Origin of the sequence: Pedobacter sp., from assembly GCF_041645105.1 — a bacterium.
GTDB lineage: Bacteria > Bacteroidota > Bacteroidia > Sphingobacteriales > Sphingobacteriaceae > Pedobacter.
On the sequence record NZ_JBAZQQ010000005.1, the window covers coordinates 37,681 to 54,796 of the forward strand.

Here is a 17,116-nt window from a genome sequence, read left to right on the forward strand (position 1 = left end):
AAAATAGATATGGATAAGCTTATAGAGAAAAAAAGATTCAGTACGAAAAAGATAGTAATTGCTATAGGGCTTTTACTATTTATCGTTATTGTAGCATATGGTTATAGCTTGTCGTTAACAAAAGTTTATAAAGCCGATGCAGATAAAGTTACCTTAAGTAAAGTATTATTTGGAGATTTTGAGGATGTCGTTTTATTAAATGGAAGTGTAGTTCCTCTAACCTCTGTAATTGTTAGTTCTCCTGAGGGGGGCACGGTAGCAGAAATTTTTACTGAAAATGGAGCCAGTGTTGTAAAAGGAACTCCCTTGTTAAGGATTGCGAATCCAAATGCTTTATCAGGGTATACATCAAGCGAAACAAGCATTACGGAACAAATCAATCAATTGCGTAAATTGAGGCTTGATCTCGAACAAAATCAACGGATAATGAGTCAGGATATGATGGGTATTGAGAACAGTTTAAGAACAGCAACTCGGAAATATAATACGGATAGTATACTGTATTCAAAAAAAGTAATCACCAAACAGGAATTTGAGATTTCCAGTCAGGATTATGAATATTACCAAGGGCGTAAGAAAATACTTAGAGAAGCTATTAAACAAGAAAATCAGAGTCGTATTATGCAGCTTAAACAAATTGATGTGTCTATAAACAATATGAACGAGAGTTTACAGACCATCAGGCAAAACATTAAAAATATGACTATCACAGCCCCGGTTTCTGGAAAGTTATCCTCATATGACCCTGTGATTGGTAAATCCTATGGTGTGAATGAGATGTTAGGTAAAATTGATGTGCTTCAGGGGTATAAGTTACAGGCAAGTGTTGATGAGTATTACGTGAGTAGGGTTAAGGAAAGTCAAACTGCGACATGTGAATTTGATGGTGGTAGTTATCAGCTGATCGTTAAAAAAGTAATCCCAGAAATTACATCTGGGCAGTTTCAAGTTGAATTGGGGTTTGAAAATAAATCGCCTGTTGATTTAAAAAGAGGCTTGACTTTACCAGTGAAATTGACCTTGTCCGACAATAGTAAATCTTTGCTTTTAAGTCAGGGCCAGTTTTTTCAAAGCACTGGAGGTGCTTGGGTATTTGTAGTTAAAGATGGAAAAGCAATAAAAAGAAATGTAAAAATTGGGCGTAAAAACTTTAAATATTATGAAGTATTGGAAGGATTAGAAAAAAATGAAGAGGTGATCACTTCCTCTTACGATCAGTTTAATCAGTACGACATGGTAGAAATTAATAAATAAGGCATAGCATAAAAATATAATTATGATAAGAATTGAGAATCTGGAAAAGGTCTATAAAACAGAGGAAGTTGAAACCACTGCATTGAATGGTATTAAGTTAGATGTTAAAGCCGGAGAATTTGTGTCAATCATGGGGCCTTCTGGTTGTGGTAAATCAACTCTTTTGAATGTTATGGGCTTATTAGACAAACCTGAAAATGGTAGTTATAAGTTTATGGATACTGAATTACTGACGTTGAATGAACGTGAGCGCCCAAATTTCAGAAAACGAAACATGGGTTTTGTATTTCAGAACTTTAATCTGATTGATGAACTTACTGTTTTCGAAAATATAGAGCTGCCCTTAATTTATAATAAAGTGGCTTCAGGAGAAAGGAAAAGGCTGGTTAATGAAATCATGGAGAGAATGAATATTGTTAATCGCAGTAACCATTTCCCACAACAGTTGTCGGGTGGACAACAACAACGTGTTGCCGTTGCCAGGGCATTGGTTACAAAACCTAAGCTAGTACTTGCCGATGAACCAACAGGTAACCTGGATAGTTCCCATGGTAATGAAGTAATGGAGCTTTTATGTGAATTGAATGAAGCGGGAACTACTATTGTTATGGTAACACACTCTTCCCATGATGCTAGTTTTTCTAATCGCATCATTAATCTTAAGGACGGGCATGTGATTTCCGAAAAGATCAACAGGACACCTACTGAAGAACTTATTTAATTCTTTTAACCGATTTGACAGATGTTTATATTCAATATTAAAATAGCCTTAAGGAACCTTTGGAAGAATAAGGGATTTAGCTTGATCAATATAGGGGGATTGGCAATAGGTTTGGCGAGTTGTATGATTTTATTGCTGTATGTGGCTTATGAATGGAGTTATGATAAGCAATCAGCTAATAGCGATAAGACTTATGTCGTTTATCAAAATGCTGAGGCCAATGGGAAGGTTTTCAGTTGGGCCTGGACTCCAAATGCAATGGCAGCAGAAGTGGCAGCAAAAATCCCGGGGGTTGAATATGCTTCTCACGCTACTTATTCAAACTCCCAACTCATTAGCGTAGGCGATAAAAAATTTAAGATTAAAGCTGTTTTTACAGACCCATTTTTTGTTAAAATCCTGGATTATAAATTTATTAAGGGTAATCCTGATCAGGTACTCAAAGGTGTTAACACAATCATTTTAACACAATCATTTGCTAAAAAGTTATTTGGGGACGAAGATCCTATAAATAAAACAGTAACGTTAGAAAATCAGGACGTATTAAAAGTAGAGGCCGTAATAGAAGATATTCCTGATAATAGTAGTATAACTTTTGAATGCTTGATGCCCTGGGCTTTATTTGAAAAGAGAGAGGAATGGGCACGAGAAATTAATTGGGGTAGCAATATGTGTCTTACACTAGTACAGTTAAAAAGTAATGACTTTTTTGCTGAAGCGAATGCGTTAATGAGAGACATCTATAAAAGAAATAAACAAGGGATTAGTCCAGAAGCCATACTACATCCTTTTGAAAAATGGCATTTGTACAATGAATTTGAAAACGGGAAATCTGTTGGTGGAAAGATAGAGCAGTTAAAGATTTTCTTATTGCTGGCCTTTTGTATCCTGTTGATTGCATGTGTTAATTTCATGAATTTGTCTACAGCCCGTTCTGAAAAAAGAGCTAAAGAAGTAGGAATACGTAAAGCTATCGGGTCTACCAGAAATTCTCTTGTAGGTCAATTTTTAATTGAATCTATCTTCATCACTTTTGTGTCAACTGCATTAGCTTTTGTACTGGTAGAAGTTAGTTTGCCCTATTTCAATAACTTATTAGACATTAAGTTGGCAATTAATTATAGTAGCCTCACATTTTGGGTAAGTCTTGGAGGGTTGATGTTATTTACTGGATTTATGGCCGGAAGTTATCCTGCTTTATATCTGTCTTCTTTTGAGCCTATTGCAGTATTAAAAGGCTTAAAAGTCAAATCTGACTCCTCAATTTCCATTCGGAAAGTACTAGTTGTTGTTCAATTTGTATTTGCATCCTGTCTAATCGTTTGTACAGTAGTTATATATCAGCAACTTAACTATGTTCAAAACAAACCTATAGGATATGATAAGTCTAACTTGGTTCAGATAAATATTCAGGGGGAAATGAGAAATGAGAGCAAGCGTGAGCTTTTAAAGACTCAGTTACTGAAATCAGGGGCCGCATCGCAGGTTACTTTTTTTAGTAAGGATATTACGGAAGATGGAAATAATACAACAAGCATTTCGTGGGAAGGCAGGAATCGTGGTGAGTCTATCCTTTTTAATAACCGTGGTATTGGATCCGACTTTATAAAAACCATTGGTACAACACTTATAAGTGGGAGAGAAATCACAGATAAGCTTCGGGATGATAGTACTAATATCATGCTAAATGAAGCCGCTGTGAGGATGATGCGACTTAAAAACCCGATAGGTGCAGTAATATATTGGGGAGATAAAAGAGTAACAAATGTAGGTGTTGTTAAGGATTTTGTAGTAGAAAGTGCCTATCAAAGGGTAGCACCAATGTTTTTTTATCCAAGTTATATAGATGGTGCTGCGGTAATGATCGTGAGATTGAATCAGGATAGAAATATAGGTTCTTCGCTTGAAAAAATAGACCAGCTGGTTAAGCAAATGGAACCGAATTATCCAGTTAGCAGAAAATTTGTGGATGAGTCTTTCGAGGCAAAGTTTAAGAATGAAAAGCTGTTGGGTACACTTTCTAATTGGTTTGGTGGCTTTGCAATCTTCATTTCTTGCTTAGGGTTGTTAGGTCTAGCACTTTTTATGGCAGAGCAGCGTAAAAAGGAGATCAGTATCCGTAAGGTATTGGGCGCAAGTACAACAAATATCCTTACCCTTTTAAATAAAGACTTTATTAGACTGGTTGTTATAGCAAATGTAATTGCTTTTCCTTTGGCTTATATTATCAGTAGTAAATGGCTTTCTGCTTACGAATACAGAATTTCTATTTCGATTTTCCCTTTCCTTATTGCGATCGGACTTTCGGTACTTATTGCTGTGATCACGGTGAGCATACAATCTATAAAAGTGGCAAAAGCTAATCCTGTTGATGCCTTAAAATATGAATAACCTATAAATAAGAAGACATGTTCAAACTCAATCTTAAAATTGCGCTGAGGAATCTTTGGAGATATAAAACCTCGTCAATAATCAATGTTATTGGCTTAGCTATAGGGCTAGCTTCCTTCCTTTTATTGATGCTATATGTGTCTTATGAATGGAGTTTCGATAAACAATTCAAAGGATCAGAGCATGTATATGCTGTGATGACCAATTTTAAAGATTCAAATGGTAATATTCAGGGGACTTCAGATCAGACAAGCAATATTATTTCAAGAGTTATAAAGCAGGAGATCCCAAATATTGAGGCAATTAGTTTGATCTGTAATGTCGGGGAGGCTTTAATTTCAAATGAGGAAAACAGTTTTAAAAAGGAAGCTATTTTTGCTGATCCTGACATGCTGAAGATTTACAATTATGAATTTATTGAAGGGAACGCAAACACGGCTTTAAATACACCAAAATCTGTAGTGCTTACGCAAAGTATGGCAAAGCTGTTGTTTAAAGATGGCGACGCGCTTAATAGATCTGTGCTATTTAATAATAAAGTTGATTTAAAAGTGACAGGTATCATCAAAGATTTATCGGATAATAGTTCAAATACTTTTGATTTTTTGATGCCATGGACCTTGTATGAAGAGCTTTTTAGTTGGGTAAAGAAACCTCAATGGGGTAATTATAATTGGAAGACCTTGATCCGGTTAGATGAGAAAGCAGATGTTAACCTAATTAATTCAAAGCTGAAAGATGTCATAAAAAGGAATGATAAGGGTTCTGAAAACGAGGTTTTTATATTCAAATTGTCAGATAGGCAGCTGTATGGAAAGTTTGTAAACGGCAAAAGCGTTGGCGGAAATATTGATCGTATTTATCTGTTTGTAGGCTTAGCTTTCGGGATTCTTCTTATTGCATGTATTAATTTTATGAACATGGCAACAGCTAAGTCTGAAAGACGAGCTAAAGAAGTAGGAATAAAAAAGACAATTGGTGCAAGCAGGTCTTCTTTAATTTCCCAATTCCTGATCGAGTCTCTTCTACTAACTTTTATAAGTGTTTTGTTTGCTGTAGTGTTGGTTGAAATTTTGCTGCCCACATTTAACCAGTTACTTAATATAAAATTGAGTATAAATTATTACAACAGCAGCTATTGGTTTGGAATTTTAGGTGTGATTTTGATGACTGGATTGTTGTCTGGTAGTTATCCTGCATCATATCTCTCTTCATTTGAACCTATTCAAACATTAAAGAGGAAAGTAATAAGAACGAATAGAATCCCTGTAAGTTTAAGACAGGTACTTGTTATTTGCCAGTTTAGCTTTGCTATTATCTTGATTATCGGTACGCTGGTTATTTACAGGCAAATTCAATTTATAAAAGACAGACCTGTTGGCTATGATATTAACCTACTGGTAGAAATGCAACAGGAGGGTGAATTAAGTAGAAAGTTTGACGTTTTTAAAACGGAATTGTTAAAGACAGGTGCGGTTACCGCAATTTGTCAGTCATCTGGAACTCTATCTAATGTAAGTTCTAATTTTTGGGGGTTTATATGGCCGGGAATGTCTGAAATGGATAAAGATATTAGTTTCAATCAAATTGCCACTACTTATGATTTTCTAGAAACAAACGGTATAGAATTGATAGCAGGACGTGATTTTTCCAAATCTTTTGCTTCGGATACAGCGGGGTTATTATTAAGTACTGCTGCTGTGAAAGTAATGGGGCTTAAAGATCCTGTTGGTACGAGAGTGAAATATCATGGTAACGATTTTACAGTTGTTGGCGTGTTTAAGGACTTTATTTTAGGCTCGCCATATTTTGCTGAAGGACCATTAGTGGTTGCTTTTAATCCAGATTGGCGTGGAAATATTACGATGCGTCTTAATCCGAATAATAGCCTGACTAAAAATATCGAGCTGATCACCAAAATAACGAAAGAAATAAATCCTGCATATCCTGTCGAATTAAATTTTGTGAATGATCTATATGTTAAAAAGCTTCAACGAGAAAGAGTTCTTGGGATATTATCGAACTTGTTTGGTGGCTTAGCCATATTTATATCTTGTTTAGGGCTCTTTGGACTAACGGCTTATAGTGCAGATCAGCGGGTTAAGGAATTCGGTGTTCGTAGGGTTCTTGGTGCTTCTGTTGTACATATCATGAAGTTATTGTCTGTGTCATTCATGAAAATGATTTTGGTGGCAGTTATAATAGGTGTGCCGGTAGCTTATTATCTTATGAATATATGGCTGACAAATTTTGAGTTTAGAACTGATATTTCCCTTTCGGTTATAGTTCTGGCAATAGTGGGAACATTTCTAATTGCTTTATTAACAGTAAGTATTCAGGCCTATAAAGCGGCAAAAGCAAATCCTATCGATGCGTTAAAGTATGAGTAGTTATTAATAAATTATAAGTGATGATCGACCTACAGGGTATTGAAAAATTTTATTTAAACAAAGGAGGGAAGAATTATGTCCTTCGTCATGTATCTGCAAGTATAAATGCAGGTGAGTTTGTTTCCATAATGGGGCCGTCTGGTGCTGGAAAGTCAACTTTGTTGAGTATTATGGGGATGTTAGAGGAACCAACTTATGGTTCATATGAATTTATGGGGCAGGATATGTTTTCGCTTAGTGAACGTAAGCGAATAGAAGTATATCGAAATTATATTGGTTTTGTATTTCAGGCATACCATTTAATAGATGAGATGACGGTTAAGGAAAATATTGAAGCCTCATTGATTTATAAAAAAGTTCCTTCAGCTGAACGTAAGAGCAGGGTTGAGGACTTGCTAGAACGATTTCATATAGGCGCAAAAAGAGATTTTTTTCCTAGTCAGTTATCTGGTGGAGAACAGCAATTGGTAGGTATTGCAAGAGCTTTAGCCGTTAGGCCATCTATTATTTTGGCTGATGAGCCTACAGGAAATCTACAGTCGGCCCAATCGTTACAAATTATGGATCTATTTAAAAAACTTAACGAAGAGGAAGGGATTACCATTATACAAGTTACTCATTCGGGAGTAAATGCTGCTTATGGCAATAGAACTCTGCATCTTCTTGATGGCGTTGTTGATAAAGAACAGTTTAAAAAGGGTTGTTAGAATCTTAACTAGCAATATATTTGTATCATGATTCGGACTTTTACTGATCAGTTGAATAGATCCATAAGTTTTAACTACCCTCCTAAAAGAATTGTGTCTTTAGTTCCTTCGCAGACCGAACTTTTATTTGACCTGGGATTGGATACAGAGGTCATTGGTATCACCAAGTTTTGTATTCATCCCATTAAAAAGTTTGCTGAGCGTACGAAGATAGGGGGGACTAAGAAATTAAACATTGATCAGATCAGAAGCTTAAAACCTGATCTGATTATTGGGAATAAAGAGGAGAATGAGCAAGCGCAGATCGAGGAATTAATGACAGAGTTTCCGGTTTGGATGAGCGATATTTATACACTTACTGATGCTAAACATACCATTACTCAGATAGGAGAGTTGGTAGACAGACAACCTGAAGCTTCATATTTAAACTTTTTGATAAATGCAGGTTTTACAGATCTTCAAGCATTAGCATTGCAACAGGGGATTGATAAGAGAGTTGCTTATTTAATATGGAGGGAGCCTTATATGTTAGCAGGTAAGGATACTTTTATCGATGATATTTTAACCATTAATGGGTTGAGAAATGTGATCACTCAAAGCCGTTATCCTGAGGTTGATCTTAGTAAACTGAATGAATTAAAACCTGATCTTATTTTTCTCTCTTCCGAGCCTTACCCTTTTAAGGAAAAGCATACGGAAGAAATAAAAAAGGCAGTACCAGGAGCCAAGGTAATGTTAGTGGATGGAGAGATGTTCTCCTGGTATGGAAGTAGGTTAGTTAAGGCTGTACAATACTTGTTTCAGTTCCAAAAGGAACTATTGTAAGGTTATGTGTTTGTGGGAGAAAAGTATTCCAGTAAAAGATTTTTAACTTCATCATAGAACAATAGCATATCTATCTGCTTATCGCTATCTATTTCTGTAGCGCTGTATAAAAACCAGCCTTTATACATATCCCACAATAAAGAATCAATTTCATTCTTATTGTAGTTTTTGAACAATTCTCGATGATGAGTTAATTTGGTTGTAGGGTTCATAGAAGCAAAAGTAAAAAATTAACAAAAAATAAAAAACAGGTGACCTTGTGATTAATTTTTGTAATTGAGTATTTACATTGGCCTTTTATTGTTTTTATTGGATTATATGGTTTAAACCGAATATAACTGATGAATTATATTGTTTAGTTGGAGAAAAAGAATTTAAATAAAAATATTTTTACTGAAAACCAGTATGTTAACTAAAAGGTGTTAAAATAATTCAAAAACTCTTTTGACTTTTCAGAACAATATCTATCTTTGCAGTCCTCAATACAACCAACATATGCGGAAGTGGCGTAATTGGTAGCCGCACCAGACTTAGGATCTGGCGCTTCACGGCGTGGGGGTTCGAGTCCCTTCTTCCGCACCAAGATCAAAAGCAGCCCAAAAGGCTGCTTTTTTGGTTTATATCTAAAAAGCATAGTTTAGATATAAACCAAATTATACTTGTTTTTAACTATTCCGGAAGCCTAAGTTCAGACATTTAAACGACATAATATTTTAATTTAGAGGCTTTGAAATCAACAAAAAAGCATATATTTGCGGCCTCGAATTGGGAAATTTGAGCGGTGGGTTGGATTCAATTCTTCCGCAGTAAACTTCCTCCGCAACACGGGGGATTTTTTATATAAAGAAATTAATAATTATTGATTCAGAAAGATGAACATTACACAGGAAAAAATTAACGATTTAAACGCGATTGTAAAAATTAAGATTGCGCCTGAAGATTATACTGAAAAGGTTGATAAATCTATAAAAGAACAAGCTAAAAAAGCTACCCTTCCGGGCTTCCGTAAAGGAATGGTTCCTGCAGCTCACATCAAAAAGATGTATGGCAGAAGTATCCTGGTTGAAGAGATCAATAATTTATTAAGTGAAACACTAAATAAACACCTTACTGATAATAAAGTAGAAATCCTTGGTCAGCCACTTCCTGTAATGGACGACTCAAAAGAATTCAAATGGGATTATACTGATGAGTTTGAGTTTGATTATGAATTAGGTCTTGCTCCAGCTATTGATGTTAGCATCACTGCTAAAGATAAATTTACAAAATACATCGTTAAAGCTGATGCAGAAACACTTGCTGCACGTATCAAAAATATCCGTAGAAGCTATGGCAAAATGACAAACCCTGAAGTTTCGGCTGAAGAAGATGTTCTTTATGCAGAATTGGTACAACTTGCTGGAGACGGTTCAGTATTTGAAGGTGGAATTACTCAAACTGGTTCTATCCGTTTAGATCAGGTTACTGATAAAAAGATTTTAAAATCTTTATTAGGTCTTAAAAAAGATGATGTTGTAGAACTTGATGTACAAAAAGCTTTTGATAAAAATGAGGTGATTATCGCCAAATTATTAAACATCAGCGAAGAAGATGCTAAAGATTTACAGTCTAAATTCCAGGTAACGATTAAAAATGTAAATCGTTTAGAGGAGTCTGATTTAAATCAGGAATTCTTTGATAAATTATTTGGTGCAGGTGTAGTAACTGACGAAGCTGGTTTTACTGCTAAAATCACTGAAGAGGTAGAAAGCATGTTCCAACAGGATGGTGATCGTAAATTACAAAACGATATCTACACTAAACTGATCGAAAGTGTAAAAATCGAATTGCCAGATGAGTTTTTACGTAAGTGGTTAAAAGCTACAAACGAGAAATTAACTGATGAAGAATTGGCTGAAGGTTATGATGATTTTGCTAAAAATCTGAAATGGACTTTGATCGAGAACAAATTGATTAAAGACAATAACATCGAAATTAAATATGAAGATGTTTTCCAGACTGCAAAACAACGTCTAGATGCTCAATTCAGAATGTATAGCCCAAGCCCAATGCCAGAAGATCAATTGGCACAGTATACAGCTACTTTCTTAAAAGAAAAAGACAATGCTAACCGTATTTTTGACGAAGTAAAAGCGATGAAAGTATTTGATTACATTCAATCAGTAGCTACTTTGGATGAAAAAGAGATTGCATATAACAAGTTTATTGAGTTAAAATAATCCTTGCTTTATTACAGCAATAAATTACTTTTATATAAAATAAGAATAAGGCGGCTTTTTTAGAAGGCCGCCTTATTTATATAAAAGGGAAACTAGAATTTTACATTTCCACAATAAATTACCAATTTAGTTTTATTACTATTGATGTAGTACAAAAGATAACAATTAGAAATCATGAAGATAGATAAAGACGAGTTTAGAAAATACGCAGTTAAACATCACCGCATTAATGGTTTAAATGTTGACCGTTTTATAGGTGCTACAAACAATTCTCCAAAGAGCATGACTCCGTACATCATTGAGGAGCGTCAGCTTAATGTTGCGCAAATGGATGTGTTCTCCCGTTTGATGATGGATCGCATTATCTTTTTAGGAGATGCAATTTATGATGGAAATGCCAACATCATTCAGGCTCAGTTGTTGTTCTTACAATCAACAGATAACAATAGGGACATTCAAATTTATATAAATTCACCAGGTGGCTCTGTATATGCAGGTTTAGGTATTTATGATACCATGCAATATATTAGTCCAGATGTAGCAACTATTTGTACTGGTATGGCGGCCTCTATGGGCGCTGTATTATTATGTGCTGGTGCAAAAGGCAAACGTGCTGCTTTGCCTCACTCTCGTGTAATGATTCACCAGCCTTCTGGTGGTGCACAAGGTGTAGCTTCTGATATGGAGATCAACTTGAGAGAGATGCTTAAACTGAAAAAGGAATTGTATGATATTATTTCAAATCATTCCGGACAAAGCTATGAGTGGGTGGAAAAGGCTTCAGACCGTGATTACTGGATGAAAGCTGACGAAGCGAAAAGCTTTGGAATGATTGATGAAGTGCTAGGTGCTAGCAAGAAAGACTAAAAGATGGCAAAACAAAGTAAAGAATCCCGTTGCTCATTTTGTGGTTCAGGTAAGCAGGATACATTAATGCTTATTGAAGGACTGGATGCATTTATCTGTGATAAATGTGTAGCCCAGGCCAATCAGCTGCTAGTGCAGGAATTGGGGACTAAAAAATCGAAACCTTTAGATACTTCGATTACCTTATTAAAACCACAGGAAATTAAAGCACATATTGATCAGTATGTTATTGGTCAGGATGATGCGAAAAAAGTACTTTCTGTGGCGGTTTACAATCACTATAAGCGATTAAGCCAGAAGGTGGATAAAGGAGATGAAGTTGAGATTGAAAAATCTAACATCATGCTTGTAGGTGAAACAGGTACAGGTAAAACGCTATTGGCAAAAACAATAGCGAAAATATTGCATGTTCCTTTTTGTATTTGCGATGCAACAGTATTGACTGAAGCTGGTTACGTAGGTGAGGATGTGGAAAGTATTCTTACGCGTTTACTGCAGGCGGCTGATTATGATGTGACTTCTGCTGAAAGGGGAATTGTATATATTGATGAGGTAGATAAAGTTGCACGGAAAAGTGATAACCCGTCTATCACCCGTGATGTTTCAGGAGAAGGTGTACAACAAGCTTTATTAAAGATTTTAGAAGGAACTGTTGTAAATGTTCCACCTCAGGGCGGACGTAAGCATCCTGATCAGAAAATGATTCCTGTAAATACCAATAATATCCTATTTATTTGCGGTGGTGCATTTGATGGGATTGAACGTAAAATAGCGAATAGATTACGTACACAGGCTGTTGGTTATAAAGTGAAAAAAGATGAAGAAGAACTTGATCTTAAAAACTTATACAAATATATTACCCCTCAGGATTTAAAATCATTTGGTTTAATACCTGAGTTAATTGGTCGTATACCTGTTTTAACACACCTTAATCCATTAGATAAGCAAGCTTTACGCAATATATTAACAGAGCCAAAGAACTCTTTGGTACGTCAGTATCAAAAGCTATTTGAGTTGGAAAATGTGCAGCTTACATTTGATCATGAGGTTTTAGATTTTATAGTGGATAAAGCTATGGAGTATAAACTAGGGGCAAGGGGACTTAGGTCTATTTGTGAAGCTATTATGTTGGATGCGATGTTCGAAATCCCATCCGATACAAGTGTTAAGGATTTGAATGTCACGCTCGATTATGCCGTGCAGAAATTCGAAAAGGCAGATTTTAAAAAGTTAAAAGCTGCTTAAGATATAAAGTCCCCGGTTTACCGGGGATTTTTTTTTATATTGTTATTTAGAAAGGATGAATATGAACGAAGAAAAAGATGTAAAAAAAGAGGAACAAGCTTCTGGAAAAGCAAAAAAGGTAAAGGAGGTAGAAACTCCGATCAAAAAAGGGCTGAAATCAAAAGAAGAAATAGTAAAGAACTGGTTGCCTAGATATACAGGAAGACCTCTTGAGGAATTTGGACAATACATATTGCTTACGAATTTTAGTAAGTATGTACAGATGTTTTCGGAGTTGCATGATAATGCGCCTATTATGGGGATTGATAAACCTATGCAAAGTGTAACGGCTAATGGTATTACCATTATCAATTTTGGAATGGGAAGTCCACTCGCTGCAACGATGATGGACCTACTTACAGCAATCCATCCGAAAGCCGTGCTGTTCTTAGGTAAATGCGGTGGTTTAAAGAAAAAAAACCAATTAGGTGACCTCATTCTGCCAATAGCAGCAATAAGAGGTGAGGGGACGTCTAACGACTATTTGCCAGCAGAAGTGCCTGCCTTGCCTGCCTTTGCTTTGCAGAAAGCTATTTCAACAACTATACGTGATCATTCGAGGGATTACTGGACTGGTACGTGCTATACTACCAATCGCAGGGTATGGGAACATGATAAAACCTTTAAAAAGTATCTTAAAACTTTAAGAGCAATGGCTGTAGATATGGAGACCGCAACTATCTTCACTACTGGATTTGCTAATAAAATTCCAACTGGAGCCTTATTGTTGGTATCGGATCAACCGATGATTCCAGAGGGTGTAAAAACTACGGAAAGTGATAGTAATATAACTTCTAAATACGTAGAAACGCATCTTAAAATAGGAATTGATTCATTGAAACAGTTGATCAATAACGGGCTTACCGTTAAACATCTGCAATTCTAATCGTCTCTCAGACTTTTAGGATAATCAAACTGGATGAGCCTGCCAATATGGTGGCTTACCAGTGCCCAATCGTCAATGTCAAATTCTATCAATACTGTGCCGCAGGTAGGGATATTGTATATATCTGCATCGCTTAGGTAATTAGCCAGATCCGTAAAACCCGGGTTATGTCCAAACATGGCGATGTAATTGAAATCATTGTTAAAGCTGTTGATCACTTTCAATAGTGCAGTTACATTAGCTTCATAAATTGAGGGTTTCTGTTCTATTTGTCCGGCCGACTTCTTCCATGCTTGTACAAAGTGCTGAGCAGTGGTAATAGCTCTTAATGCAGGGCTGCTAACAACCAGCTGCGGAACCAGATCCTTTTGAAGTAATCTGGCTGCCATTTCAGGTGCATTTCTATGTCCCCTGGGATTTAATGGCCTGTCGAAGTCTTTAAGGTGAGCATTTCCCCATTCAGATTTACCGTGTCTAACCAATAATAGCTGCTTCATATGGGCGAGTAGATTAAGAGTTTATAAAACTAACAACTATTTCAGGTTTAATGTTTTTCATGCAATTAAAATGACCTAATGGACATTTTTCCAGGCCAAATTTTGAGCATGGTCTGCATGAAAGATCTTCCCCAACAATTAATGACTCAGAGATTTTATAGGGATGTACACCTAGCAGATCAGGAGTTGTTCCGCCCCAGATAGAGGCTAAAGGTCTGTCAAATGCTTCAGAAATATGTGTGAGACCAGTATCAAAACCAATCACCTTATGTGCCTTGGATACCAGGAAAACAGATTGATCAAGGTTTGTAGTACCACATGTATTAAATACTTTGTTGCCTATCGCTTGTTGAATAATCAGGGCATTTTCTTTTACGTCATTTCCACCAAGTAAAACAATTGGAAGTTCTATTCCTTTACATATTTCAATAATCTTATCATTTGGTAGTCTCTTGGTAAAATGAGTCGCACCTATAACAAATGCAACAAATTTTTGCTGATGTTTTTCCGGTAAAAACGCTGATAATTCGTAAGATTTGGATATATAATAATCAATAGGCTTGTTGTCATTTTCTACTCCAAGAAACTTTACGGTTTCCAGATACCTGTCTACCAGGTGCTCTTTCGAAATAAAGCGGTTCCATTTGAATTTTAAAGCCAGCCATTTGCTAATTCTATCTTTTTTGTAAGTAGAAGAGGGTATCCCTGTTGCCAGTTTAATAATGGAAGTACGTAGATTATTATGGAGATCAATAATTAAATCGAATTTTTCAGATTTGATGTCAGCAATAGTTTCCGATAATGTCGGCTTAAGTGTATGTAAAGCTGTTAAATAAGGATTATTCTGATAAATGTATTTAAAAGCAGGTTTGGTAAGAAAATGGATTTCGCTATCTGGTAATTGTTCTTTCAGGCATCGCACTACAGGAGTAGTGTAAATAATATCGCCCATAGAGCTGAATCTTATAACCAGGATTTTTTTAGGAGTTTCCAAAAGCTCAATCTTTCTTAAGTATTTTTAATTCTATCTATGATGCTGGTCGACGAGTAGCCTGGTAAAAATGTAAGCACTTTAACTTCACCACCTTTAGCTAAGGTCTCTTTTGCACCAACAATACTGTCTAAATTATAATCACCACCCTTAACCAGAACATCAGGTTCAAGAGCTGTGATCAGATTAAGTGGAGTATCTTCACTAAAAAGTACAACTGCATCCACAAAGAACATAGAAGCTATGAGTTGTGTGCGACTAAATTCATCGTTTATAGGTCTGTTTTCACCTTTTAGTTTACACACAGATTGATCTGTATTTAAACCAATAATTAAAATGTCTCCTAAATCAGCAGCATCTCCAAGATAAGCGATATGCCCGGGGTGAACAATATCAAAACAGCCATTAGTAAAAACAATCTTTTTTCCTTCGGCTTTCCAGGTTTTGGCTTGAGCAACAAGATCATCTTTAGTAAAGATTTTATAATTTAAAGCCTGTTTTATATTTCTGCTCATGATTAATACAGATTGTCTACTGAAGTACAAAGAATGTGACCAATAAGAATATGCATTTCCTGGATTCTGGCTGTATTATCTTCAGGGATTACAATGTTTAAATCGCAAAGTTCATTCATCTGTCCACCATCCCGGCCAGACAATCCAAGAGTTTTACAACCCATTTCTTTTGCAGTCTTTAGAGCACTTAAAATGTTGGCGCTGTTTCCACTGGTTGATATGGCGATGAATAGATCCGAAGGGCGGGCATAAGCCTCGATTTGACGTTGAAATACTCTTTCATAACCATAATCATTACTAATAGCCGTCAATGCCGAAGTATCAACTGTAAGTGCAATTGCAGGTAGTGCTTTACGCTCTTTTACAAATCTTCCTGTTAATTCAGCAGCAATATGTTGCGCATCGGCTGCACTTCCTCCATTTCCTGCTATTAAAACTTTTCCCCCAGATAATATTGTTTCCGTAATCATGGTACAACCTTGTTCAATTTGAGGTACAAGGCTTGAAATCACTTTTTCAATGGTTAATCTATGATGATTTAGTTCGTCTAATACCATGAATATTAATCGTTTTTTAAAGATGCAATGATTTCCTCTATGTTTGTTGTTGCACTACCAATATGTTTAATAACAATTGATGCTGCATGATTTGCAATTGTTGCTGATTCTTCCATATCAAAGCCTAAAGCAAGACAATAAGCAAGGGTTGCAATTACCGTATCTCCGGCACCTGTTACATCGTAAACTTCAGTAGCTGCAACAGGTAAAATTTTATAATCGTCTTTTGTGATGATAGCAATCCCGGCTTCAGAAAGCGTTACAATTAAGTATGAAGCTTTGGTCGCCTCTAAAATTACATGAGCTGCTTTAACTAAATCCTCATTGGTACTGATGCTCTCCGATTTAGCCGCCTCTGCTAATTCTTTCCTATTAGGTTTAATCAGAAAAGCACCTTCATATTTGCTGTAATCCAATCCTTTAGGGTCTACTAATATTTTCTTTCCGATACTCTGGCAAAACTTGATGATTCTTAAAGATAGGCTGGGTGTGATTAAGCCCTTGTTGTAATCCGAGATGACAACTATGTCCGCTTTTTGGATATAAGGACTTAGAAAGGCAAATAAAGAAGATTCCAGTTCAGCAGAGATGTTATGTGAATCTTCTTTGTCGATCCTGACAATTTGATGATTTCCTACAATAACACGCGTTTTTACAGTGGTTACCCTACTTTCATCATTTATGATGAGCTGACTATTTATTCCTTTAGCTTCTAAAAGTTGCTTTACATCATCTGCAAACTCATCGTTACCTACCACACCACCAAGATAGACCTTCGCTCCTAAATCAATCAGGTTGCTGGCAACATTTGCTGCGCCACCAATAATTTTAGATTCTCTGTTTGCTTTTACAATTGGAACCGGGGCTTCGGGAGATAGTCTTGTTGCAGAACCAAATAGATAGTGGTCCAGCATCAGATCGCCTATAACTAATATATTTGGAGTAGGGTTATTATGATGGGCTTGATATAGTTTTTCTGTTAACATGCTCAATTATTAAAGTCAAAGGTAAG

General features: G+C 36.0%; 16 protein-coding genes and 1 tRNA gene. 11 read left to right on the forward strand and 6 right to left on the reverse strand.

The genetic code is table 11. The features are described from left to right. The first annotated feature begins 9 nt into the window (after positions 1-9). The 6 genes from WC623_RS16050 to WC623_RS16075 are packed head-to-tail and all read left to right on the forward strand — an operon-like array spanning position 10 to position 8,288. On the forward strand, positions 10-1,254 hold the full coding sequence (locus tag WC623_RS16050) for an efflux RND transporter periplasmic adaptor subunit (RefSeq protein ID WP_372852891.1): 1,245 nt from the start codon (positions 10-12) through the stop codon (positions 1,252-1,254). Positions 1,255-1,276: 22 nt separating this feature from the next. Then, entirely contained in the window at positions 1,277-1,975 is a 699-nt protein-coding gene (locus WC623_RS16055; protein ID WP_372852893.1) for an ABC transporter ATP-binding protein, read from the forward strand. Positions 1,976-1,996: 21 nt separating this feature from the next. After that, on the forward strand, positions 1,997-4,366 hold the full coding sequence (locus WC623_RS16060; protein ID WP_372852895.1) for an ABC transporter permease: 2,370 nt from the start codon (positions 1,997-1,999) through the stop codon (positions 4,364-4,366). 17 nt (positions 4,367-4,383) lie between these two features. Further along, positions 4,384-6,756, forward strand: a complete 2,373-nt coding sequence (locus WC623_RS16065; protein ID WP_372852897.1) for an ABC transporter permease — start codon at positions 4,384-4,386, stop codon at positions 6,754-6,756. A 20-nt stretch (positions 6,757-6,776) separates the two neighbouring features. Then, a complete protein-coding gene (locus WC623_RS16070; protein ID WP_372852899.1) occupies positions 6,777-7,463 on the forward strand; it encodes an ABC transporter ATP-binding protein in 687 nt (228 codons plus the stop codon). A gap of 27 nt (positions 7,464-7,490) precedes the next feature. After that, positions 7,491-8,288 carry an ABC transporter substrate-binding protein gene (locus tag WC623_RS16075; protein WP_372852901.1) on the forward strand — a complete coding sequence of 266 codons (798 nt, stop codon included), beginning with the start codon at positions 7,491-7,493 and terminating at the stop codon, positions 8,286-8,288. A gap of 2 nt (positions 8,289-8,290) precedes the next feature. Here the strand turns inward: WC623_RS16075 and WC623_RS16080 are convergent, their stop codons facing one another. Further along, entirely contained in the window at positions 8,291-8,500 is a 210-nt protein-coding gene (locus WC623_RS16080; RefSeq protein ID WP_372852903.1) for a hypothetical protein, read from the reverse strand. 285 nt (positions 8,501-8,785) lie between these two features. Between WC623_RS16080 and WC623_RS16085 the strand changes: the two genes are divergently transcribed. The 5 genes from WC623_RS16085 (at position 8,786) to WC623_RS16105 (ending at position 13,544) form a co-directional block, all read left to right on the forward strand. Continuing rightward, a tRNA-Leu gene (locus WC623_RS16085) sits at positions 8,786-8,870 on the forward strand. A 290-nt stretch (positions 8,871-9,160) separates the two neighbouring features. Then, positions 9,161-10,507: a trigger factor gene (gene tig / locus WC623_RS16090; RefSeq protein ID WP_372852905.1), complete on the forward strand. Its 1,347-nt coding sequence runs from the start codon at positions 9,161-9,163 to the stop codon at positions 10,505-10,507. A gap of 174 nt (positions 10,508-10,681) precedes the next feature. Next, the gene (clpP, locus tag WC623_RS16095; protein ID WP_372852908.1) at positions 10,682-11,374 is read left to right on the forward strand and encodes an ATP-dependent Clp endopeptidase proteolytic subunit ClpP; all 693 of its coding nucleotides are present in this window, start codon (positions 10,682-10,684) and stop codon (positions 11,372-11,374) included. 3 nt (positions 11,375-11,377) lie between these two features. Next, a complete protein-coding gene (gene clpX / locus WC623_RS16100) occupies positions 11,378-12,619 on the forward strand; it encodes an ATP-dependent Clp protease ATP-binding subunit ClpX (protein WP_372852910.1) in 1,242 nt (413 codons plus the stop codon). Between the two features lie 61 nt (positions 12,620-12,680). Beyond that, positions 12,681-13,544: an AMP nucleosidase gene (locus WC623_RS16105; RefSeq protein WP_372852912.1), complete on the forward strand. Its 864-nt coding sequence runs from the start codon at positions 12,681-12,683 to the stop codon at positions 13,542-13,544. Here WC623_RS16105 and WC623_RS16110 read toward each other — a convergent pair. Genes WC623_RS16110 through rfaE1 form a run of 5 tightly spaced genes read right to left on the reverse strand, consistent with a single transcriptional unit; the run spans position 13,541 to position 17,090 of the window. Next, positions 13,541-14,041: a histidine phosphatase family protein gene (locus WC623_RS16110; protein WP_372852914.1), complete on the reverse strand. Its 501-nt coding sequence runs from the start codon at positions 14,039-14,041 to the stop codon at positions 13,541-13,543. The two genes, WC623_RS16105 and WC623_RS16110, sit on opposite strands and share 4 nt — an antisense overlap. A 13-nt stretch (positions 14,042-14,054) precedes the next feature. After that, positions 14,055-14,993, reverse strand: a complete 939-nt coding sequence (locus WC623_RS16115; RefSeq protein ID WP_372852916.1) for a glycosyltransferase family 9 protein — start codon at positions 14,991-14,993, stop codon at positions 14,055-14,057. A 56-nt stretch (positions 14,994-15,049) separates the two neighbouring features. After that, complete coding sequence (gene rfaE2, locus WC623_RS16120) at positions 15,050-15,547, reverse strand: D-glycero-beta-D-manno-heptose 1-phosphate adenylyltransferase (RefSeq protein ID WP_372852918.1); 498 nt, start codon at positions 15,545-15,547, stop codon at positions 15,050-15,052. A gap of 2 nt (positions 15,548-15,549) precedes the next feature. Beyond that, positions 15,550-16,104, reverse strand: a complete 555-nt coding sequence (gene gmhA, locus WC623_RS16125) for a D-sedoheptulose 7-phosphate isomerase (RefSeq protein WP_372852920.1) — start codon at positions 16,102-16,104, stop codon at positions 15,550-15,552. Positions 16,105-16,109: 5 nt separating this feature from the next. Next, positions 16,110-17,090 (reverse strand): D-glycero-beta-D-manno-heptose-7-phosphate kinase, encoded by a 981-nt coding sequence (rfaE1, locus tag WC623_RS16130; RefSeq protein WP_372852922.1) that lies wholly within the window; start codon positions 17,088-17,090, stop codon positions 16,110-16,112. Positions 17,091-17,116 lie beyond the last annotated feature (26 nt).

Excerpts from the sequence above, each read along its gene's own strand:
- WC623_RS16050 (WP_372852891.1), top strand. The coding sequence starts at position 10 with ATGGATAAGCTTATAGAGAAAAAAAGATTCAGTACGAAAAAGATAGTA.
- WC623_RS16055 (WP_372852893.1), top strand. The coding sequence starts at position 1,277 with ATGATAAGAATTGAGAATCTGGAAAAGGTCTATAAAACAGAGGAAGTT.
- WC623_RS16060 (WP_372852895.1), top strand. The coding sequence starts at position 1,997 with ATGTTTATATTCAATATTAAAATAGCCTTAAGGAACCTTTGGAAGAAT.
- WC623_RS16065 (WP_372852897.1), top strand. The coding sequence starts at position 4,384 with ATGTTCAAACTCAATCTTAAAATTGCGCTGAGGAATCTTTGGAGATAT.
- WC623_RS16070 (WP_372852899.1), top strand. The coding sequence starts at position 6,777 with ATGATCGACCTACAGGGTATTGAAAAATTTTATTTAAACAAAGGAGGG.
- WC623_RS16075 (WP_372852901.1), top strand. The coding sequence starts at position 7,491 with ATGATTCGGACTTTTACTGATCAGTTGAATAGATCCATAAGTTTTAAC.
- WC623_RS16080 (WP_372852903.1), bottom strand. The coding sequence starts at position 8,500 with ATGAACCCTACAACCAAATTAACTCATCATCGAGAATTGTTCAAAAAC.
- tig (WP_372852905.1), top strand. The coding sequence starts at position 9,161 with ATGAACATTACACAGGAAAAAATTAACGATTTAAACGCGATTGTAAAA.
- clpP (WP_372852908.1), top strand. The coding sequence starts at position 10,682 with ATGAAGATAGATAAAGACGAGTTTAGAAAATACGCAGTTAAACATCAC.
- clpX (WP_372852910.1), top strand. The coding sequence starts at position 11,378 with ATGGCAAAACAAAGTAAAGAATCCCGTTGCTCATTTTGTGGTTCAGGT.
- WC623_RS16105 (WP_372852912.1), top strand. The coding sequence starts at position 12,681 with ATGAACGAAGAAAAAGATGTAAAAAAAGAGGAACAAGCTTCTGGAAAA.
- WC623_RS16110 (WP_372852914.1), bottom strand. The coding sequence starts at position 14,041 with ATGAAGCAGCTATTATTGGTTAGACACGGTAAATCTGAATGGGGAAAT.
- WC623_RS16115 (WP_372852916.1), bottom strand. The coding sequence starts at position 14,993 with ATGGGCGATATTATTTACACTACTCCTGTAGTGCGATGCCTGAAAGAA.
- rfaE2 (WP_372852918.1), bottom strand. The coding sequence starts at position 15,547 with ATGAGCAGAAATATAAAACAGGCTTTAAATTATAAAATCTTTACTAAA.
- gmhA (WP_372852920.1), bottom strand. The coding sequence starts at position 16,104 with ATGGTATTAGACGAACTAAATCATCATAGATTAACCATTGAAAAAGTG.
- rfaE1 (WP_372852922.1), bottom strand. The coding sequence starts at position 17,090 with ATGTTAACAGAAAAACTATATCAAGCCCATCATAATAACCCTACTCCA.